The sequence below is a fragment of the Streptomyces sp. E11-3 genome (assembly GCF_046540415.1).
Taxonomy (GTDB): domain Bacteria; phylum Actinomycetota; class Actinomycetes; order Streptomycetales; family Streptomycetaceae; genus Streptomyces.
Map to the genome: position 1 here is coordinate 2,107,695 of NZ_JAZGRL010000001.1, position 20,763 is coordinate 2,128,457.

At 69.8% G+C, this 20,763-nt stretch carries 20 protein-coding genes; 5 read left to right on the forward strand and 15 right to left on the reverse strand.

The features are described from left to right. Window positions 1–95 precede the first annotated feature (95 nt). From U9R90_RS09440 to ureA, 8 genes are all read right to left on the reverse strand, one after another. Window positions 96–608 (reverse strand): hypothetical protein, encoded by a 513-nt coding sequence (locus tag U9R90_RS09440; RefSeq protein ID WP_411055935.1) that lies wholly within the window; start codon window positions 606–608, stop codon window positions 96–98. A 56-nt stretch (window positions 609–664) separates the two neighbouring features. Next, window positions 665–1,162, reverse strand: coding sequence for a hypothetical protein (locus U9R90_RS09445; RefSeq protein ID WP_411055936.1), 498 nt, complete (start codon window positions 1,160–1,162; stop codon window positions 665–667). A gap of 30 nt (window positions 1,163–1,192) precedes the next feature. Continuing rightward, window positions 1,193–2,632, reverse strand: a complete 1,440-nt coding sequence (locus U9R90_RS09450; protein ID WP_411055937.1) for a hypothetical protein — start codon at window positions 2,630–2,632, stop codon at window positions 1,193–1,195. Window positions 2,633–2,645: 13 nt separating this feature from the next. After that, window positions 2,646–3,116, reverse strand: coding sequence for a hypothetical protein (locus U9R90_RS09455; RefSeq protein WP_411055938.1), 471 nt, complete (start codon window positions 3,114–3,116; stop codon window positions 2,646–2,648). A gap of 130 nt (window positions 3,117–3,246) precedes the next feature. Beyond that, window positions 3,247–3,801: a TetR/AcrR family transcriptional regulator gene (locus U9R90_RS09460; RefSeq protein WP_411057693.1), complete on the reverse strand. Its 555-nt coding sequence runs from the start codon at window positions 3,799–3,801 to the stop codon at window positions 3,247–3,249. An 87-nt stretch (window positions 3,802–3,888) separates the two neighbouring features. Beyond that, entirely contained in the window at window positions 3,889–4,935 is a 1,047-nt protein-coding gene (locus U9R90_RS09465; protein WP_411055939.1) for an agmatine/peptidylarginine deiminase, read from the reverse strand. 35 nt (window positions 4,936–4,970) lie between these two features. Continuing rightward, complete coding sequence (locus tag U9R90_RS09470; protein WP_411055940.1) at window positions 4,971–6,662, reverse strand: urease subunit alpha; 1,692 nt, start codon at window positions 6,660–6,662, stop codon at window positions 4,971–4,973. Next, the gene (gene ureA / locus U9R90_RS09475; protein ID WP_411055942.1) at window positions 6,659–7,360 is read right to left on the reverse strand and encodes an urease subunit gamma; all 702 of its coding nucleotides are present in this window, start codon (window positions 7,358–7,360) and stop codon (window positions 6,659–6,661) included. The genes U9R90_RS09470 and ureA overlap by 4 nt, the downstream gene beginning before the upstream one ends. A gap of 157 nt (window positions 7,361–7,517) precedes the next feature. On the opposite strand from ureA, the gene U9R90_RS09480 reads away from it, so the two are divergent. Beyond that, window positions 7,518–8,966 (forward strand): cytosine permease, encoded by a 1,449-nt coding sequence (locus U9R90_RS09480; RefSeq protein WP_411055944.1) that lies wholly within the window; start codon window positions 7,518–7,520, stop codon window positions 8,964–8,966. 164 nt (window positions 8,967–9,130) lie between these two features. Here the strand turns inward: U9R90_RS09480 and U9R90_RS09485 are convergent, their stop codons facing one another. Further along, window positions 9,131–10,219 carry a branched-chain amino acid aminotransferase gene (locus U9R90_RS09485; RefSeq protein WP_411055945.1) on the reverse strand — a complete coding sequence of 363 codons (1,089 nt, stop codon included), beginning with the start codon at window positions 10,217–10,219 and terminating at the stop codon, window positions 9,131–9,133. 278 nt (window positions 10,220–10,497) lie between these two features. Further along, a complete protein-coding gene (locus U9R90_RS09490) occupies window positions 10,498–11,538 on the reverse strand; it encodes a 3-isopropylmalate dehydrogenase (RefSeq protein WP_411055946.1) in 1,041 nt (346 codons plus the stop codon). 250 nt (window positions 11,539–11,788) lie between these two features. Between U9R90_RS09490 and U9R90_RS09495 the strand changes: the two genes are divergently transcribed. Continuing rightward, on the forward strand, window positions 11,789–13,384 hold the full coding sequence (locus U9R90_RS09495) for a purple acid phosphatase family protein (RefSeq protein ID WP_411055947.1): 1,596 nt from the start codon (window positions 11,789–11,791) through the stop codon (window positions 13,382–13,384). 21 nt (window positions 13,385–13,405) lie between these two features. Here U9R90_RS09495 and U9R90_RS09500 read toward each other — a convergent pair whose 3' ends face one another. After that, window positions 13,406–13,537, reverse strand: a complete 132-nt coding sequence (locus tag U9R90_RS09500) for a hypothetical protein (RefSeq protein ID WP_411055948.1) — start codon at window positions 13,535–13,537, stop codon at window positions 13,406–13,408. Window positions 13,538–13,800: 263 nt separating this feature from the next. Beyond that, a complete protein-coding gene (locus U9R90_RS09505) occupies window positions 13,801–14,373 on the reverse strand; it encodes a TetR/AcrR family transcriptional regulator (protein WP_411055949.1) in 573 nt (190 codons plus the stop codon). Window positions 14,374–14,473: 100 nt separating this feature from the next. Here U9R90_RS09505 and U9R90_RS09510 point away from each other — a divergent pair, with 100 nt between their 5' ends. Further along, complete coding sequence (locus U9R90_RS09510) at window positions 14,474–15,172, forward strand: nitroreductase family protein (RefSeq protein ID WP_411055950.1); 699 nt, start codon at window positions 14,474–14,476, stop codon at window positions 15,170–15,172. 29 nt (window positions 15,173–15,201) lie between these two features. Here the strand turns inward: U9R90_RS09510 and U9R90_RS09515 are convergent, their stop codons facing one another. Further along, on the reverse strand, window positions 15,202–15,912 hold the full coding sequence (locus U9R90_RS09515; RefSeq protein WP_411055951.1) for a tyrosine-protein phosphatase: 711 nt from the start codon (window positions 15,910–15,912) through the stop codon (window positions 15,202–15,204). 167 nt (window positions 15,913–16,079) lie between these two features. On the opposite strand from U9R90_RS09515, the gene U9R90_RS09520 reads away from it, so the two are divergent. After that, complete coding sequence (locus U9R90_RS09520; RefSeq protein ID WP_411055952.1) at window positions 16,080–16,964, forward strand: alpha/beta fold hydrolase; 885 nt, start codon at window positions 16,080–16,082, stop codon at window positions 16,962–16,964. A gap of 104 nt (window positions 16,965–17,068) precedes the next feature. Here U9R90_RS09520 and pruA read toward each other — a convergent pair whose 3' ends face one another. Next, entirely contained in the window at window positions 17,069–18,700 is a 1,632-nt protein-coding gene (gene pruA / locus U9R90_RS09525; protein WP_411055953.1) for an L-glutamate gamma-semialdehyde dehydrogenase, read from the reverse strand. Window positions 18,701–18,777: 77 nt separating this feature from the next. Further along, entirely contained in the window at window positions 18,778–19,704 is a 927-nt protein-coding gene (locus U9R90_RS09530; protein ID WP_411055954.1) for a proline dehydrogenase family protein, read from the reverse strand. Between the two features lie 195 nt (window positions 19,705–19,899). On the opposite strand from U9R90_RS09530, the gene U9R90_RS09535 reads away from it, so the two are divergent. After that, the coding region (locus U9R90_RS09535; protein ID WP_411055955.1) for a PucR family transcriptional regulator at window positions 19,900–20,763 on the forward strand (864 nt) is incomplete at its 3' end.

Here is a 20,763-nt window from a genome sequence, read left to right on the forward strand (position 1 = left end):
GGGCCCGGAAGTGCGAAGACACGCCCGCCATTGACGGCTAGAGCAAGGGCCATTGCGCCTGCCCTTCGCCTCTGCCCCTCACCCCCATCGACCAGTCACAGCTTGCCGAACGTCACTCCGCGCCATGTCCATCCCGCCCCAAGGACCGCGTCCCGCAGGGGATCCTTGAGCGCCGAGCTGTCGAAGCGAAACGTCTCTGACATCTCAAGCCGGCCGTCGGCCCCCCGTCCGACCGTCCGACGCCAGGAAACCGTCTTCACCTGTCCACGGGTGTACTCGGCCGCCGGTGCCAGTCTGGCCTTTCCCCCGACCCAGGTGACCTCCCACTCGTGGTCAAGGGCACGCACCTCTTGCTTCTCCGGAACCAGGCGCATCCGAATCTGAAGCGCACGGGTCACCTGGGACCTGACGAAGAAGGTCTGCCAAGCAGGCTCCGCGATCCGCCACTCCGCCACCAAGTCGGCGCCCTCCGGAGCGCCGTCACGTACGACGTAAGGGACGTCCGGACCGTTGCAACCGAGCAGCGCAGCCTGCACCTCCTCCGCAGAACGCGGCGCGACGCTGCTGCTGGGTCGCCGCGTGCCGGTCAGTTTGTCGAAAAGGCCCATCGGTTCAACCTCAGTATCTGGCTACCGGAAACGGTCTTATGTGTCGATACAACGCGCTAGGACGCCGCCCGGGTCTCTGGGCGAACAGTGCGCACGAAGTCCTGAAAGTCAGCCAGAACGCTGTTGTACTGGGCCGCGGTGACGGTCAGAGCTAGCCGAATCACCGAACGTTTACGTGGATCATTGACATCCAGCAGGGACAGATACACCTGGGGCTGAACGAGGTCACGGCGCACGCTACCGGCGACGGTCGAGAAGATCAGCTCCTGGGTCAGGCCGGGCGCGTCGGTGGTACCGACCTCGTTGCGGTTGGTCATCGTCACTTTCTCGGCGACCTCGTGCATGCGCTGTACCGACTCGTCTGCGATCTCAGCGAGCGTCGCCGCGTCCGGCCGATACTCACCGTCGATGGTGATGTTGGCGGCAAATCCGGCATCCGGCTGCGGATGCAGCGCGACGAAGGCCACATCCGGAGCGCCAACCTGGTCCGGAGGGACCGCGTACCAGCCCTCCGGCAGTCGAAATTCGATCGGCATCGGCAGTGTCGTGGGCATCTCGGGCTCTCCTTCCCTGGGAGTAGTGCATCAGAACAGGTAATCGACAGCGCCCTTGAGACCTCCAGCCGCGCCACCGACCGTATCGGCCGCCGCGCCGGCCGCGTCACCGACCTTGTCGGCCGCCGCGCCGGCCGCGTCACCGACCTTGTCGGACACCGCGCCAGCCGCATCGCCCACCGCCTCGGCCGCATCGCCTGCAGCGTCGGCCACCTTGTCCGGGTCAACCGTGAGCTCTCCACCCAAAGCACCGCCGATGCCAGGGGAGAGGCCTAGTTTGCCGCCGATATGGAACTTTCCGTCCTCCCCCTTACCGAATATCAGTTCGGCTTCTGCGCCCTTACCCAAATGCCCCTCGGCCGTCCCGCCAATGCCGATCCCTGCGACCTCCACGCCGGTGCCGGAAGCGACCTTGGCTCCGGCGAACGCCTTCGCGCCAAGGTTGACTCCCTCTAAGCCGACCCCGGCATTGACGCCGGCCTCGGCACCGGCGAATCCGGTCACCCGCTGGTAGACACCGACATGTCTGTACTCGGCTCGCCCCTCGGCCATCGCCCGCGCTCCCACGGACGCCTCGGCGCTGCCGTCTATGCCCTTGTCGGTGATCCCGATGCTCGCGGTGGCCCTGGCGCCCGCGTAGGCATCGGCTATCCCGGAGAGCTTCATGTTCCCGTTGGTCAGCGATCCTTCCGCCGTCGCGTGGCCGAGGTCGGCATACGCCTTGGCCATACCCTCCCTGCCGTAGCCAGGACCAGTGACGGAGGCTCCGGCGGCGGGCCCGGTCACCGTCGTCTTGCCTTCAGCGACCCACCCGTTGGTCTGCGTGGCGGTCTCGGACGCCTCGGGCTCATCGGGTACTCCGGCCTTCTTCAGGTCGCCCACGGCGTGTGCGTTGAACCCGCCGAAACCGGTGCCGTCTGGCCTGGTATCCGTCGCTGTGCGGGTGAGTGCCCGTTTCACGCTCTGGTCGACGTCGTCAACGGCCTTCACCGCCTTGGCGATCTCGTCGGTCCACTCCTGGGCCCGCTGCCGGGACAGAGCCACCGCCTTGGCGTGGTCCGGATCGTGGCTGGCGGTGTACCGCTGCTGCGCGGAGAGGTTGTCGAAGCCGACATAGGTGGCCTTGCCCGAGCTGTCGACCTTGTAGTCCTTCTCCTCCGCGTCGGCGACCAGGTCCTTCACCGCCCTTTGCAGCCGGGTCAGCTCGGTGTACGCCTCCTTGAGGAGGCTCGCGATGGCCAGTGCCTCCTTCTTGGCCGCCAGATATTCGAAGACCGTGGCCTTGGAGGTGTCTTGATGCGTGCCGAAAGCACCCCCCTGCCACTTACCGTTGGCCAGTGCTCCCTGCACGTGCTTCGTGTAGTCGCCCTTCAAATCTCCGAAGCGTTCGCCCATCTTCTGCCAGGCCTCGGACACGTCCGACAGCGGCGACAGATCGGCGGTCATCACGTCCTGATAGCTCAGTGACACGGTCGGTCCCCGGTCAGTACGAGTCGAAAGGGCTGCGGAACGGCGGCTGTTCCACCTGGACCGAGTGCAGCTGCGTCCAGGTGTGGTTGTCCTGGCCCTGGAAGACGTTGTTCGCGCCGCGCAGTCCGCTCAGTTCCCGATTCAGCTGGCTCATCAGCCGATTCACCTGTCCCTGCCAGATGGTCATCGCCGTCGAGAGCCCCATGTCCGCGGCCCAGCCGGAAAGCCCCTTCAGACCGGTGTCCGGCTTCAGAACGCCCAGCCCTGGGGCCGGTGGGCCCACCAGGAGCGGCAGCATAGTGCCGCCGCCTTCCGCCATACGACCGGCAGCCTGGGTGTTGCGCATCAGGTGCTCGTCCATGTACGTCGCGGCACGCTTCTTGTCGGTCGCGGAGCTCGCCAACGTCGGCTCGCCGCCACCCGACCCGCCGCCACCATCAAGCTGAGCCAGCTGCATCCGCAGTTCCGCGCTCTCCGAACTCATGGCCAACCCCCGCACTCTCGCTTCCCCCCAGGTGCAGCACCCGGGTACCTGGCATGCACACCCTACTGGTAGAGCCGGAGGGATGTTCGAGGTGGTATCGGACCCTGCCGCCGACGAAACCGGAGAGCGCTCAGTTCCCCGGCAGGTGCGTGGCATCGTCCAGGAACTCGCGTACGTGGGACAGGATTTGGGCGCGGTCCGTGCCGGGGAGGCCCACCGCGACGTGGACCGCGAAGCCGTCCAGGAGGGCTCGGAGGCGGGTCGCGAAGCGTTGGGGGTCTACGGGGCGGAGGGCTCCGGTGGAGACGCCCTCGGCGAGGAGGGCTACCAGGTCGCGGTGCCAGGCGCCCTCGATCGCGGCCTGGCGGGTGCGGGCGTTGGCCTCCGCGTCGGCGTATTGCGAGCGGTTCCAGACCTCTAGCCAGAGGGTCCAGTGGGGGTCGCGGGGGGCGTCGGGGACGTAGAGGTCCACGTAGGCGTCCAGGCGGTCGCGGACCGGGACCGGGCGGGCCAGGAGTGCGCGGCGTTCGGCGCCTAGCTGGTCCTCGCTCCATTCCAGGGTCTGGAAGAGGAGTTCGTCTTTTGTTTTGAAGTAGTAGAGGAGGTGGCCGCTGCTCATGCCTACCTCGCGACCCAGCGCCGCCATCGTCAGGCGGTCCAGGCCCCCTGCGGCGATCATTTCCATGGCCGCGGCCAGCACCTCCTCGCGCGGTGGGGCATTGCGCCTGCGCGGGGTACTGGCCTCGGCCACGGATTCTCCAGATGTCACATGTCAGATCTTGGGCTGTTGCTGGGTGATGCAGTGGATGCCGCCACCCCCGGCGAAAATCGTACGGGCATCCACGAGCGTGACCGTCCGCTCGGGGAGGAGGCGGCGGAAGATCCCGGCCGCGATCTCGTCGCGTGGGTCGTCGAAGGAGCAGAGGACCACTCCGCCGTTGCAGAGGTAGTGGTTGATGTAGGAGTAGTCGGCCCAGCAGCCGTCGGCCTCCAGGACGGTCGGGGCCGCGATCTCCACGACCTCCAGGGCGCGGCCCCGGGCGTCCGTCTGGGTGCGCAGGTACGCGGCTATCGACTTGCAGAGTTCGTGGTCGGGGTGGGTTGGGTCCGGCTGGCTGTGGACGACGATCACGCCTGGCTTCACGAACGCCGCGACGATGTCTACGTGGCCCAGCGTGCCGAAGCCCTCGTAGTCGCCGGTCAGGCCGCGCGGCAGCCAGATCGCCTTCGTGGTGCCGAGGTGGGCGTGGATCTCGGCCTCGACCTGGGCGCGGGTCCAGCCGGGGTTGCGCTCGGGGCCGAGTTGGACGGTGTCGGTGAGGAGTACGGTGCCTTCGCCGTCTACGTGGATGCCGCCGCCCTCGTTGACGAGACGCGTGGCGTACGTGCGGGCTCCGGCCAGGTCCGAGACGTGCGCGGCGATCTTGCTGTCGTGTTCCCAGCGGGCCCAGTCCTGGGCGCCCCAGCCGTTGAACGTCCAGTCCACCGCGGCCAGTTCCCGGCCGTCGGTGACGAACGTGGGGCCGATGTCGCGCATCCACGCGTCGTCGAGTTCGCGCTCGACCACGTCTATGGAGGGGCCCAGGTAGCGGCGGGCCGTAGCGGCCTGGTCGGGGGCCGCTACCACCGTCACCGGCTCGAAGCGGCGTACCGCGTGGGCGACCGACGCCCAGGCCTCACGGGAGGCGTCCAGGTCAGCGGGGTTGTCGAAGGTCGGGTTGGGGCCCGGCCAGGCCATCCAGGTGCGCTCGTGCGGGGACCACTCGGCGGGCATCCGGAAGCCGTCAGCGGCAGGAGTGGCAGCGGCAGGAGTGTTCATCAAGGGGGGTCCTTACAGGGGCCTCAGAGGAAGAGTCAGAGGAAGTACAGGCGGTTCAGGGAGACGGAGTCGGCCGGCTCCGAGCTGACCGGGTCGCCGTCGAGCGTGACCAGGCCGGTACGGGCGTCCACGTCGACCCGTCCGGTACGGGAGTTCAGCCACAGGTCGGCGGGGCCGATGCCGCGCGTGCCGCGGACGGCCACGCGGCGGCGCCTGGTGGGCATGGTGTCCGCCGCGGACTCGACCGCGGCCCCCGCCACGAAGGCCACCGAGATGTCGGCCGGGGTCGAGCCGTGCGCCCCGAACAGCGGGCCCAGGACGCGGGGTTCGCAGGTGTCGGTCGCGGCGTTCGGGTCGCCCGTCACTCCGTACGCCGGGAAGCCTGACTTCAGGACCAGCTGCGGCTTGGCGCCGAAGTACTGCGGGCTCCACAGGACGATGTCGGCGAGCTTGCCGGTCTCGATGGAGCCGACCTCGTGGGCGATGCCGTGCGCGATCGCGGGGTTGATGGTGAGTTTGGCGATGTAGCGCAGTACGCGCGCGTTGTCGTCGGCGGGGCCGTCGCCGTCCAGCGGGCCGAAGTCCGCCTTCATCTTTCCGGCCATCTGGAAGGTGCGGCGTACGGTCTCGCCCGCACGGCCCATGCCCTGGGCGTCGGACGAGGTGATGCCGATCGCGCCCAGGTCGTGCAGAACGTCCTCGGCGCCCATCGTCCCGGCCCTGATCCGGTCGCGGGCCATCGCGGCGTCGCCCGGCAGGTCGGTCTTCAGGTCGTGTACGGAGACGATCATGCCGTAGTGCTCGGCGACGGCGTCCCGGCCGAAGGGCAGGGTGGGGTTGGTGGAGGAGCCGATGACGTTCGGCACGCCCGCCATCTTGAGCACGTTGGGTACGTGGCCGCCGCCGCAGCCCTCGATGTGGAAGGCGTGGATGGTGCGGCCTTCCAGGACGCGGAGGGTGTCCTCGACCGACAGGCATTCGTTGAGGCCGTCGCTGTGCAGGGCAACCTGGACGTCGTGGTCGTCGGCGACGCGCAGCGCGGTGTCCAGGGCGCGGGTGTGTGCGCCCATGTCCTCGTGGACCTTGAAGCCGCAGGCCCCGCCCTCGGCGAGCGCCTCCACGAGGGGAGCCGTGTCGGAGGACGAACCGCGCGCCAGGAAGCCGATGTTGACCGGCCAGGCGTCGAAGGCGCTGAAGGCGTGCCGCAGCGCCCAGGGCGAGTTGACGCCGACGCCCCACACCGGGCCGAACTCCTGGCCGATGATGGTGGTGACGCCGGAGGCCAGCGAAGCCTCCATGATGCGTGGTGAGAGCAGGTGGACGTGGGGGTCCACGGCGCCCGCGGTGGCGATCAGGCCCTCGCCGGACACGATGGACGTGCCGGTGCCGACGACCACGTCCACGCCGTCGAGGGTGTCCGGGTTCCCGGCCCGCCCGATGCCCGCGATACGGCCCTCGCGGATGCCGATGGAGACCTTGCGGATGCCCTGGGCCGCGTCGATCACCAGGACGTTGCTGATGACGACGTCGCAGGTCTCGCGGACGGCCGCGGCCTTGAGGTGCAGTCCGTCGCGGGCGGTCTTGCCGAAGCCGGCAAGGAACTCATCGCCGTAGCGCTGGGCGTCGGACTCGACCCGTACGGTCAGGCCGGAGTCGCCGAGGCGGACGCGGTCACCGGCGCGGGGGCCGTGGACGGCCGCGTACTCGTGGGGGTCGATGGCGGTCATCGGCGGACCTCCGGTGAGTCGTCGCCCGCGCCGAGGTAGCCGCAGGCGGCCGCGCGGCGCAGGGCTTCTTCCTTGGCCCCGGGTGCGTCGAGGGGGCCGTCGACCAGGCCCGCGAAGCCGATCGCCACGCGGTCGCCGCCGATCGGTACGAGCCCGACCCGGGCCTCGCCGCCGGGGGCGAAGCGGACCGAGGACCCGGCGGGGACGGCGAGGTGCGTGCCGTACGCGGCCGCGCGGTCGAAGTCGAGGCGGGGGTTGGCTTCGAAGAAGTGGAAGTGGGACGTCACGCTGATCGGGACCTGCGCGGTGTTGTGGACCGTGAGGGTGCGCGTCGGCGCGGGGTCGGCGTGCGCCTCGGCCGGGAGCAGCGCGCCGGGCGCGGTTCCGTCAGAGCCCGCGCCCAGCGGGGCGGAGACCACGGCGAGCCGGGATCCGTCGTCGAAGACGGCCTCCACATTGACCTCGGTGATCACATCGGCGACGCCGGGCAGGACGTCCTCCGGGGCCAGGACAGCGCGGCCGCGCTCGATGGCCTCCGCGAGCCGGAGCCCGTCGCGGGCCGCCTCGCAGACGGTGTCCGCGATGAGAGCGGTCGCCTCGGGGACGTTGAGCCGCAGGCCGCGTGCCCGGCGGGCCCGTGCCAGTTCGGCGGCGTTGAAGAGCAGCAGCCGGTCGCGCTCCGTGGGGGTCAGTCGCACGTCACCACACCTCCTATTTGAGCGTCACTCTAAACCTTCGGTTCTTTTCGCGAAAGTCTTGACCTGGAGGCGAGAGAGACCGCACATTGAGTTTCGCTCAGAGGTTTGAGTGCCGCTCAAAGAAACCCAGTATCCCAGGCCCCCAGGGAGAACCTCCATGCAGATCGAGCAATACGGTGTCGAGACCATCCCCGACGAGGAGCGCACCAGCAGGCCGCGCGACGTGGTCAGCTTCCTCCTCGGCTCGAACCTCGCACTCGGCGTCGTGATCTTCGGCTGGCTGCCGGTCTCCTTCGGTCTGGGCTTCTGGCCCTCGGTCAGCTCACTCCTGGTCGGCACCCTGGTCGGCACCTTCCTCATCGCCCCGCTCGCACTGGTCTCCCTGCGTACCGCGACCAACCTCTCCACCAGCAGCGGAGCCCAGTTCGGCGTGCGCGGGCGGCTCATCGGATCGGTTATCGGCCTCCTGCTGTCGCTGGGCTACTCCGCGCTCACCCTGTGGGTCGGCGGCGACGCGATGGTCGCCACCATGGGCCGGCTCTTCGGAATGCCCGAGACCGGCGTGGGCTACGCCCTGATCTACGCCGTGCTGGCCGGCGCCACCGCCTTCGCCGCCATCTACGGCTACCGGCTGCTGCTGCGGCTCTCCCGCGCGCTGGCCATCGGGATGACCCTGCTGCTGATCGTCGGCGTCTTCGCGTACGCCCCGGACTTCACCACCGCGGCCCCGGCCGGCAGCGAGTATCTGCTGGGCGGCTTCTGGCCGACCTGGGTGCTCTCCACCGTGGCCGCCGGACTGAGCGGCCCGATCGCCTTCATTCTGCTGCTGGGCGACTACACCCGCTACATCTCGCCCAAGCGCTACTCATCGAAGAAGGTCTGGCTCGCCACCTGCGTCGGCCTGGTGGTCGGCCTGTCCGTCCCGCAGTTCTTCGGGACCTTCACGGCCCTCGCCGCGGGCGCCTACGAGGACTACGCGGGGCCGCTCGTCGCCGCGTCCCCCGTCTGGTTCCTGGTGCCGCTGCTGATCGCCGCGTCCGCCGGGTCCATCGGCAACGCCGGGCTGATGCTGTACTCGATGGGCCTCGACCTGGACGCGATCATGCCGCGCACCACACGGACGAGAGCCACCTATGCCGTCGCCGTCGTCTCCACCGTGATGGTCTTCGTCGGCCACTTCGCCTGGAACGCCCAGGACGCGATGACCTCCTTCGTGCTGGCGCTCACGGCCGTCGGCACCCCCTGGGCCGTGATCGTGCTGATCGGGTACGTCCGCTGCCGCGGCGAGTACGACAACGAGGCGCTCCAGGTGCTCAACCGCCGGGCGCACGGCGGCGCCTACTGGTTCCGCGGCGGCTGGAATCCGCAGGCCACCGCGGCCTGGGCGGCGGGCTCGGCCGTGGGACTGTTCGCCGTGGACACGCCGAACTACACGGGCCCGCTCGTGGATCTGCTGGGCGGGCTGGACTTCAGCTTCCTGCTCTCGGGTGCGGTCGGCGGCGTGCTGTATGTGCTGCTGGCGCCGCGTGCTTCTGTCGCCGCGCGGATCCCGGACGGGGTCGAGGCCGGGGCCGGGGCCGGGGCTCGGGTGGACAGCGCGGCTTGAGTGGTGCTGGGGTGGGGGCGCCTGCGGCGGGCCGTCTCCCCTACCCCGCCCCTTCCCGAAACTGGGGGCAAGCCCCCCAGACCCCCTTTGGCCTCAAACGCCGGCCGGGCTGGATTTTCGCCGGGCCGGGCTGAAAGATTTCAGCCCGGCCCGGCTGAAATTCCTCAGACGATCTTGTGCATCCAGTCGTGCGCGTCCGCCGCCGCCCCCGACTGCAGGTCGAGCAGCGCCTTGCGCAGTCGCATCGTGACCTCGCCGGGCTGGCCGTCCGCCTGGGTCCAGTCCGCGCGCGCGGACTTCACCGCGCCGACCGGCGTGATCACCGCGGCCGTGCCGCAGGCGAAGACCTCGGTCAGGGTGCCGTCCTCGTTGCCGCGCTTCCAGTCCTCGGTGGAGATACGGCCCTCGACCGCCTCGTAGCCCAGGTCGCGGGCGATCTTGAGGAGCGAGTCGCGGGTGATGCCGGGGAGGAGGGAGCCGGTGAGTTCCGGGGTGACGATCTTGTTGCCGTACACGAAGTACAGGTTCATGCCCCCCATCTCCTCGATCCAGCGGTGCTCGAAGGCGTCCAGCCAGACCACCTGGTCGCAGCCGTGCTCCTTCGCCTCGGCCGCCGCGGCCAGCGAGGCCGCGTAGTTGCCGCCGGTCTTCGCCGCGCCCGTGCCGCCCTTGACGGCCCGCACGTACTCCTCGCTCAGCCAGACCGTGACCGGCTTGACGCCGCCCGCGAAGAACGGCGCGGAGGGGGAGGCGATGACGATGAAGAGGTACTCGTTGGAGGGGCGGACGCCCAGGCCGACCTCGGTGGCGAACATGAACGGGCGCAGGTAGAGGGTCTCCTCGCCGCCGGCGCCGGGGACCCAGGCCTGCTCCTGCTTGACCAGCGCGTCACACGCGGCGAGGAACAGCTCGGTGGGCAGCTCGGGCATCGCCATCCGGCGCGCCGAGGCGTTGAAGCGCTCGGCGTTGGCCTCCGGGCGGAAGGTGGCGATGGAGCCGTCGGCGCGGCGGTAGGCCTTGAGCCCCTCGAAGATCGTCTGCGCGTAGTGCAGCGTCATGTTCGCGGGGTCGATCGACAGCGGCGCGTACGGGACGAGCTCCGCGTCGTGCCAGCCGCGGCCTTCCGTCCACTTGATCGTCACCATGTGGTCGGTGAAGTGGCGGCCGAATCCGGGATTGGCCAGGATCGCCTCACGCTCCGCGTCGGACAGCGGGTGGGCTGAGGGCTTGAGCTCGATCGTGGGCGTCGTCATGAGTGCGTGTCCTTCACCTGTTGTGTGTGATGGACCGCGCTCACGCCGCAACGGCTGCGTGACGTCCGAGCTCCCCGCATGCCGCGGCCCCACGTTCGATTATCGCTCGCGTGGTGCGAGCACGAAACCGTGGGGCCGGGCACAAGACGGAGTGAGTGCGGCCCAGGGGTCGATGGTGACACCCGGCGCCGCAGAGGAAAAGCCGCCGGGTGTGCGCACCCGGCGGCTGAGGGGCGGTGACCCGGGGGTATCCCCCGGGGTTCCGCGGTCCGACCGGGTCAGCCCGCTACTCGTACCGCGAGTGCGTCACCGGTCTCGTCGGTGGTGCGCGTCGTGCCCTCGCGCTCCACGAGGTCCGCCGAGACGGCCTCCTCGACGCGCTCCGCCTCGGCCTCGAAACCGAGGTGGCGCAGCATCAGGGCGACCGACAGGATGGTGGCCGTCGGGTCGGCCTTGCCCTGGCCCGCGATGTCGGGCGCGGAGCCGTGCACGGGCTCGAACATCGACGGGAAGGCGCCCGTCGGGTTGATGTTGCCGGACGCGGCCAGGCCGATGCCGCCGGTCACGGCCGCGGCGAGGTCGGTGAGGATGTCACCGAAGAGGTTGTCGGTGACGATGACGTCGAAGCGCTCCGGCTGGGTGACGAAGAAGATCGTCGCGGCGTCGACGTGCAGGTAGTCGGTGGTGACGTCCGGGTACTCGGCCGCGACCCGGTCGAAGATGCCCTTCCACAGGTGGCCCGCGTACACCAGGACGTTGTTCTTGTGGACCAGCGTCAGCTTCTTGCGGGGGCGGGCGTTGGCGCGCTCGAAGGCGTCCCGGACGACACGCTCCACGCCGTACGCGGTGTTGACGCTGACCTCGGTGGCGACCTCGGCCGGGGTGCCGGTGCGCAGCGAGCCGCCGTTGCCCGTGTAGGGGCCCTCGGTGCCTTCGCGGACGACGACGAAGTCGATCTCCGGGCGTCCGGCCAGCGGCGTCGAGGTGTTCGGGAAGAGCTTGCTCGGCCGCAGGTTGATGAAGTGGTCGAAGGCGAACCGCAGTTTGAGCAGCAGCCCGCGCTCCAGGACGCCGGAGGGCACGGTCGGGTCGCCGATCGCGCCGAGCAGGATGGCGTCGTGCTGCTTCAGCGACTCGAGCTCCGCGTCCGGGAGGGTCTCACCGGTGCGGTGCCAGCGCTGGGCGCCGAGGTCGTACTCCTTGGTCTCCAGCTTCACATCCTGCGGGAGGACCGCGGCCAGGACCTTGAGCCCCTGCGCCACGACTTCCTGTCCGATGCCGTCACCGGGGACCACTGCGAGATTGATGCTGCGAGACATGACAGAACCGTACTCCGCGTCCCATGGGATGACACATGGATGTCCACGATGTGGACTTAGTGGATGTGCCACCGGGGCATTCCCGGACCTCGCGGGATGCATCCCCAGATCTCGCCGGGGATGCATCCCCAGATCTCGCCGGGGGTGCGTCCCGGATCTCGCCGGGGCGTCCCGAGATCTCTACGGTTCTCCACCGTCTGTTCACCCGGAGGACTGGCCGGAGTTGGAAGTTACTGGGAAGTTGCCCTCCATGAGTGACACGCCCAAGGTCGGCATCCCCGAGCAGCTCGTACGGCGCATGAGCATGGCCGAACAGCATGAGTACCTGCGCGCCAAGCACGCGCGCCCCAAGGTCTCGCGGCGCGGCGCGCTGGTCGGCGGTCTGGCGACCGCGACCCTGGCGGGCGGCGGCGGGCTGCTGGTCGGCGGCGCAGGCAGCGCGAGCGCGGGCACCCCCACGCTGGCCGGCTCCCCCGCGACGGCGAAGGTGGACGGCTCGCTGGTCGCCCCGTTCGGCCGGCATCTCGCCTTCGGCGCCGACCCGAAGACTCAGATGCGGATCTCCTGGCAGGTCCCGTTCGCGGTCAAGCGGCCGTATGTACGGGTGGGGCTGACGCCCTGGGAGCTGAGCCGGAAGATCGACGCCGAGGTGCGCGAGCTGCACACCCCCGCGCTGTCCCGCAAGCTTCCCGAGGTCGACCAGTACTACCTGCACACGGCCCTGGACGGCCTGAAGCCCGGCACCACGTACTACTACGGCGTCGGCCACGACGGCTTCGACCCGGCCTCGCCCGAGCGGCTCGCCACGCTGGGCTCGTTCCGTACCGCGCCCGCGAAGCCCGAGCGGTTCGTCTTCACGGCCTTCGGCGACCAGGGTGTGAGCTACGACGCGCTCGCCAACGACCAGTTGATCCTGGGCCAGAACCCGTCCTTCCATCTGCACGCGGGCGACATCTGCTACGCCGACTCCAGCGGGCACGGCAAGGAGTCGGACACGTACGACGCGCGCGTGTGGGACCAGTTCCTGGCGCAGACGGAGAGCGTGGCGGCCCGGGTGCCGTGGATGGTGACGACCGGCAACCACGACATGGAGGCCTGGTACTCACCCAACGGCTACGGCGGCCAGTCGGCGCGCTTCTCGCTGCCGGAGAACGGCTTCGACCCGAAGAACGCGCCGGGCGTGTACTCCTTCACGTACGGCAACGTCGGCGTGGTGGCGCTGGACGCGAACGACGTCTCGTACCAGATACCCGCCAACAAGGGCTATACGGACGGCAGGCAGACGGCCTGGCTGGACCGGCGCCTCGGCGAGCTGCGCCGGGACCCGGACGTGGAGTTCATCGTGGTCTTCTTCCACCACTGCATGTACTCGACGGCGACACACGGCTCGGACGGCGGGCTGCGCGACGCCTGGCTGCCGCTGCTCACCAAGCACGAGGTCGACCTGGTGATCAACGGACACAACCATGTGTACGAGCGGACCGACGCCGTCAAGAACGGCGAGGTCGGCAAGCCGGTGCCGGTCGGGGCGTCCACGGACCCGACGCGGGACGGGATCGTGTACGTCACGGCGGGCGGAGCGGGCAAGGAGCTGTACAGCTTCGGGCTCGGCGTGAAGGACAGCTACGAGGGCAACGTCAACGACCGCGACTCGATCCTGACCCATCACTGGACCAGGCTGCGGCTGCCGGACCCGGACACGGTGGAGTGGTCGCGGGTGCGGTTCACCGGGTTCTCCTTCCTCGCGGTGGAGGCGGAGACCGGTGCGGCGCCGGTGCTGAAGGTCTCCGCGCTCGCCGAGAGCGGCGAGCGCGTCGACTACTTCGAGATCAAGCGAGGCCGGTGACGACGATCCGACCGGCGACTGTCAGTGGCCGGTGGCGCCGCCGTTGTCCCTGCGGTCGAGGGCCCGCTGCAGGGCGGCGGCGGCGTTCTTGCGCTCCGACGCGGGGGCGGCGGGAGTGCGGCGGACTCGGCGGGTGGTCGTCTCGACGGACATAGTGATCGACTCCTTGAGATCACGGTCCAGAGTGTCGGGCGCGAGTGACGGACGCGGCCGTACGGCTCTGGAGAACACTGGATTTCGAGGCGCCGGAAGGGGCGGGGAGCGGGGCCGCAGGGGTTGCCTGCGCAAGGGACCGGCTCACGACCGCCATTCGCTGGATCGAGCGAGACGTTCGGCTTCTACAAAGCTAAGGGAGAGTGGAGCTTCTGTCTCCACAGTTAGTCGGACTTCCTAGTATCTGAGACGCGATCTTGGTTCTAGGCTCTCAGCAGCCGCGTCACCATCGCGTCGATCAGCACGTCGGTCCGGTGCGGCGTGAGCAGCTCGGGGACGGTGAGGTCGTCCACGATCAGCCCGAGCATCGCGAGGTAGATCAGCACCACGCCGGTACGGTCACCGGGCAGCCCCGCCCCGAGATGGAAGTCGATGTTGGCCTCCAGCTGAGCACTGAAGAACCGGGTCAGCTCGGCGTTCAGCTCAGGGCGCCGGGTGGCCTCAAGGCGCAGCTCAAGGAGCGCCAGGTGACTGGAGCGCTCCTGTCGGGTGCGCTCCAGGAGCTGCTGGAGCAGGGTCCTGACCAGCTCGGCCGACGGCTTGGCCGCCATGGTGTCGGCCAGCTCGGCCTCCTCGGGGGTCAGCCGCTCCAGGATGCGCTGCATGACCTGCGCCAGCATGTCGGCGCGGTGGGCGAAGTAGTTGGACGCCGTCCCGATGGGGACCCCGGCCTCCTTGTCGACGGCCCGGAGGGTCAGCCCGCGTGAGCCCTCGCGGGCGAGTACCTCGATGGCGCCGTCGAGGAGCGCGGTGCGGCGGGCGGGGTTCTGGCGCATGGCGTTCTCCCTGGAAGCGAAACCACTTCAAGCAGAGTACATCGGGTGCCGCGAGTTTGGCCTCTGGCGCGACGCGGGGGCGCCCAGCAGAATCTGGGCCATGCCGACCACCGAGGAGTGGGCGCCCATCCACGGCGCCCCGTACCGCCCCGTCCCCTACCACCCCGAGCGGATGGACCCCGCGGAGTCACTCGCCCGCGCCGCCGAGCTGCGCGACCGTATGCAACAGCGCAGGACCGTACGGCAGTTCGCCACCGACCCGGTGCCGGAGCAGGTCATCCGGGACGCCATCGCCTGCGCCGCGACCGCCCCGTCCGGCGCCCACCAGCAGCCGTGGACCTTCGCCCTGGTCCGCGACCCCGAGATACGCCGCCGGATCAGGGAGGCGGCCGAACACGAGGAGCAGATCAGCTACGACGGACGCCTCGGCGAGGAGTGGCTGGCGGCGCTGCGCCCGCTCGGCACCGACGAGGTCAAGCCGCATCTGACGGACGCGCCCGCGCTGATCGTCGTCTTCCAGCAGCGCTACTGGCTCGGCGCGGACGGCGCCAAGCACAAGCACTACTACGTCGACGAGTCGGTCGGCATCGCGGTCGGCATGCTGCTCTCGGCGCTGCATCTGTCGGGGCTCGCCGCCCTGATCCACACGCCGAGCCCCATGCGGTTCCTCTCCCAGGTGCTGGGCCGCCCGGAGAACGAGAAGGCGTTCGCGGTGATCCCGGTCGGCTATCCCGCGCCGGACTGCCAAGTCCCTGATCTCGTACGCAAGTCGCTGGATCAGGTGATGGTGGAGATCTGAGCGGACACCCCCTAGACCAGCCGGTTCCGTTAGACCAGCCGGTTCCGCAGCGCGGCCAGTTCGGCGTCGGTGACGCCCGCCGCGCGGAGGTAGGACTCGGCGTCGAGCCGGCGGAGGGTTTCCAGGGCCGCACCGTGGTTACTGGTGCCCGCCGCCGCTAGCTCGGCGTCGAGTTCCGGCTGGTCGCAGTCGCGGCCGATGGCGGCGCACATCGCGGGCATCCGCGCCGCGCTGAGCGCGTGGTCGGCGGCGGCCTCCTCTGCCGTCGCGCCCGCCAGGGCCAGCAGCACCAGGGAGATCATTCCCGTGCGGTCCCGACCCGCCGCGCAGTGGTAGACGACACCCCCGGGTTCGGCCCGCGCGATGGCGCGCACGACGGCGGCGACCCGCTCCGGGAAGCGCTCCATGAACGGGCGGTAGTAGACAGGCGTCCCGGTGCGCCAGTCGTCCCACCACTTGTCCCAGAACTCACGGTCCTCGATGCCGTCCAGCGGTACCCGCAGTGTCGTGATCCCGTCCGGGCGGGGCGCCGCGTCATCCCCGTACTCGTCGCCATTGCGCAGGTCCACGACCGTGCGTATGCCGTGCGCGTACGCCGCCTCCCACCCCCACTCCGTCAGCTTGTCGAGCCGGTCCGCCCGGACCAGAGCCCCACGGCGGACCGGGCCGAGCCCGCCGAGGTCGCGGACGTTGTGGCAGCCGTCCCAGTCGAGGAACCGGTCGGTGGCGGCGATGGTCATCGGCTCTCCCTGAAGGCGAGTTGGGCGCGGACGCTGCCACGGGCAGGACGCCGGGTGATCGACACGCGGTTCCACATAACCGCCCTTTGATGGTTGACCGGTTAGATCCCCGCGTGCTCTACTCGACCCGTCACCTCAACCCCCAAATCACCTGTGAGAGGTTAGCCATGAGTGCGCCGCAGCAGACCCGGCACCTGACCACCACCGTTCGCGGCCACGAGCTCTTCTACCGCGAGGCGGGCCCCGCCGACGCCCCCGTCCTCCTCCTGCTGCACGGCTTCCCCACCAGCTCGCACATGTTCCGCGACCTGATCCCGCGGCTGGCCGACCGGTACCGCGTCATCGCCCCCGACTACCCCGGCTTCGGCCGCTCGGCCGCCCCGTCAGCCGAGGAGTTCACCTACACCTTCGCCGAACTGGCCGACCTCATCGGGGAGTTCACCGAGCAGCTCGGGCTCGACCGGTTCGCGGTCTACGTGCAGGACTACGGCGCCCCGATCGGCCTGCGGCTGGCGCTCGCGCACCCCGAGCGCATCACGGCGATCGTCACCCAGAACGGCAACGCGTACGAGGAGGGGCTCGGCAAGGAGGGCTGGGCGCCCGTGCTCGCGTTCATCGCGGACCCGACGAACCCGGAGACCGCCGCTCCGGTACGGGCCATCCGCTCGCTGGAAGGCATCCGGTGGCAGTACGCCCACGGGGTCCCGGACCCGACGCTGGTCAGCCCGGACGCGTACCACCACGACGCGGCGCTGATGGCCCGCGAGGGCCAGGACGCCATCCAGCTCGGCCTGATCGGCGACTACGGCAGCAACTTCGCGCTCTACCCCGCCTTCCAGCAGTACTTCCGCACCTCGCAGGTGCCCCTGCTCGCGGTCTGGGGCGCGCACGACGAGATCTTCGTCCCGGAAGGCGCCCTCGCCTTCCAGCGCGACCTGCCGAAGGCCGAGGTCCATCTGCTGCCGACCGGACACTTCGCCCTGGAGACGCACGCGGCACAGATCGCCACGCTGATCGGCGACTTCCTCGCCCGGAACCAGCCCAAAGCGTAGGAGCCCGGAACCAGCCCAAGGCGTAGGAGCCCGGAACGCACACCGCCCCCGTCCGGGGTGCAGGCCGGACGGAGGCGGTGGTCGATGGAGGCGGACCCGGAGGGTCAGCCCATGTGCGGGTAGCGGTAGTCGGTCGGCGGAACCAGCGTCTCCTTGATGGCGCGGGTCAGCGTCCAGCGCATCAGGTTCTGCGGGGCGCCCGCCTTGTCGCAGGTGCCGGAGGCGCGGCCGCCGCCGAAGGGCTGCTGGCCGACCACGGCGCCGGTCGACTTGTCGTTGATGTAGAAGTTGCCCGCCGCGTAGCGGAGCTTCTCCATCGCGTCGGCGGCCGCCGCACGGTCACCGGCGATGATCGAACCGGTCAGGGCGTACGCCGAGACCGACTCCATCTGCGCCAGCATCTCCTCGTACGTGTCGTCCTCGTAGACGTGGATCGCCAGGATCGGGCCGAAGTACTCCGTGGTGAAGACCTCGTTGGCCGGGTCGGAGCACTCGATGACCGTCGGGCGGACGAAGTAGCCGACCGAGTCGTCGTAGGTGCCACCCGCGACGATCTCGCAGGTCGGGTCGGCCGCCGCACGGTCGATCGCGGCCTTGTTCTTGGCGAAGGCACGGTCGTCGATCACGGCGCCCATGAAGTTCTCGAGGTCGGTGACATCGCCCATCTTGATGCCGTCGACCTCGGCCACGAACTCGTCGCGCAGGCCGCTCTCCCACAGGGACCGCGGGACGTACGCACGCGAGGACGCCGAGCACTTCTGGCCCTGGAACTCGAAGGAGCCGCGGGTCAGCGCCGTCTTCAGGATCGCCGGGTCGGCCGACGGGTGGGCGACCACGAAGTCCTTGCCGCCGGTCTCGCCGACGATGCGCGGGTACGACTTGAACTTCTCGATGTTGTTGCCGACCGTCTTCCACAGGTGCTGGAAGGTCTTGGTCGAGCCGGTGAAGTGGATACCGGCCAGGTCCGGGTGGTTCAGGGCCACATCGGAGACCGCGAGGCCGTCACCCGTCACCAGGTTGATGACGCCCTTGGGGAGACCCGCCTCCTCCAGGAGCTGCATCAGCAGCACGGCGGCGTGGGTCTGCGTCGGGGACGGCTTCCAGACCACGACGTTGCCCATGAGGGCCGGGGCGGTCGGCAGGTTGCCCGCGATCGCGGTGAAGTTGAACGGCGTGATCGCGTAGACGAAGCCCTCAAGCGGGCGGTGGTCCAGGCGGTTCCAGACACCCTGCGAGTTGGCCACCGGCTGCTCGGCGAGCAGGTCGCGGGCGTACTTCACGTTGAAGCGCCAGAAGTCGATCAGCTCGCACGGCGTGTCGATCTCGGCCTGCTGCGCGGTCTTGGACTGGCCCAGCATGGTGGAGGCCGCGAGGGTCTCGCGCCACGGGCCCGACAGCAGCTCGGCCGCGCGCAGGATGATCGCGGCGCGGTCGTCGAAGGACATCGCGCGCCAGGCCGGGGCGGCGGCCAGGGCGGCGTCGATGGCGTCCTGGGCGTCGGCCTGGGTCGCGTTGCCGTAGGTGCCGATGACGGCCTTGCGGTTGTGCGGCTGTACGACGTGGAAGCGCTCGCCGCCACCCAGTCGCCTCTCGCCGCCGATGGTCATCGGCAGCTCGATCGGGTTCCCGGACAGCTCCTTGAGCTTGGCCTCGAGACGGGCGCGCTCGGGCGAACCGGGAGCGTAGGAGTGAACCGGCTCGTTGACCGGCATGGGGACCTGGGTTACAGCGTCCATGATGGCCGAATCTCCTTAGGGGGTTGCGGGGTGTGTGAGTCGGTTGCCAGTTCAGGCGGGGGCACAGGCCATGGCCATCACCCTCGGCTCACCAGCGAGCGAAGGAAGAAGGCGAGGTTGGCCGGGCGCTCGGCGAGGCGGCGCATGAAGTATCCGTACCAGTCGGTGCCGTACGGGATGTAGACACGCATGCGATGTCCCTCGGCGACCAGACGCTGCTGCTCGGCCTCCCGGATGCCGTACAGCATCTGGAACTCGTACTCGTCCAGTTTGCGCCCGCCCAGCCGGGCGAGCTCCTGACCGATGGCGACCATCCTCGGGTCGTGCGACCCGATCATGGGGTAGCCCTTGCCCGCCATCAGGATCTTGAGGCAGCGGACGTACGCCTTGTCGACCTCGGCCTTGTCCTGGTACGCGACGGAGGCGGGCTCCTTGTAGGCGCCCTTCACCAGTCGCACCCGCGAGCCTTCCCCGGCGAGCGCGTGGCAGTCGTCCTCCGTACGGAAGAGGTACGACTGGACGACGGCTCCGGTCTGCGGGAAACGCTCGCGCAGCTCGGCGAGGATCGCCAGGGTCGAGTCGACCGTAGTGTGATCCTCCATGTCGAGCGTCACGGTCGTGCCGATCTCGGCGGCGGCCTCGACGACCGGCGTGACGTTCTTCAGGGCGAGGTCGTGACCGCCGGGCAGCGCCTGCCCGAAGGCAGAGAGCTTGACCGACATCTCGGCGCGCTCGCCGAGGCCGAGGGGCTTCAGGCCGTCGGTGAGCGCGAGGTACGCGTCGCGGTTGCGGAGCGCTTCGGCCGGGTCGGTGATGTCCTCGCCGAGGTGGTCGAGGGTGACCTCGAGCCCGCGGTCGGCCAGGGTCTGGACGGCTCGCATGGACTCGTCGAGATGCTCACCGGCGACGAAGCGGTTCACCACGGGGCGGGTGACCGGTGCGGCCGAGACGATACGACGGATGCTGTCGCTACGCGCGGCGGCGAGAAGCACGGGACCCAGCACGGGGCACCTCCACGAAAGTGGGACGAGAGTGGCAGAACCTCGCTGGTGGGCTTCTGTCGAATGCCCGGGTGAACCCAGCGGGAACAGCACGGAGAACCACCGTGAAACCTAAGGATCGCTCCCTTCCTTAGCCATCGACAGCTGTCACGCATCCGTGTCCCGGATCTCAGACAATTGTATGAAGCGCGAGTGCTGATGCCGCAGAATGGCTGCGTGAAGGGCGACTACCAGGAACTGGTCGATGAGGTCTCGGCGCTGCTCGGCGCCCCCGCGACGCTGGAGGACCGCGATTTCGGGCTGATCGCGTTCGGGGCGCACAACAGCGACGACGACACCGAGATGGACCCGGTCCGTACCCGGTCGATCCTGACCCGCCGCTCCACCCCGGCGGTACGGGCCTGGTTCGAGGAGTACGGCATCGCCCGGGCGAGCGGCCCGATGCGGATTCCGGCCGCGCCGGACGCGGGGGTGCTCCGTGCGCGGCTGTGCCTACCGGTACGCCACCGGGGTGTGGTCCACGGCTATGTCTGGCTGCTCGACACCGATCCGGGCCCTTCCGCTGACCGGCTGGCCGCGGCCATGGAGGTCACGGAGCGCATCGGCGTACTGCTCGCCGACGAGGCCTCGGCGGGCGACGAGGTGACCCGAGAGTTCCGCGCGGCCCTCACCGCGGAGCGGGGCCGGGAGCGCGACATGGCGATGGCCGCGCTCCGGGCGGCGCTGGGCCCCGGGGCGGACGACCTGTTCGTCCTGGTCTGCGTCACCCCCTGGCCCAGCAAGGACGCTCGCAAGGTCCCGGGCACGGCGGCGGTGTGCGCGGTCCCGTCGGACGCCACGGCCCCCGACGCCACCGCCGGGCGTGTGCTCGCCGCGCTGGTACGGCTCCGGTCCGCGGGCGCGCTGTCTCCGGCCAGGACCGTGGCAGAGCGCCTGCTGGAGGACACGGGCGCGCCTCTGACGGGCGCACGCCCGGAGGCCAGGACCGGGAGCGGTACCGGGGCTGGGAGCGGCACCGGAGGCGGGGCCGACGCCGGGAGCGGGGCGAGGAGCGCGGTCGGG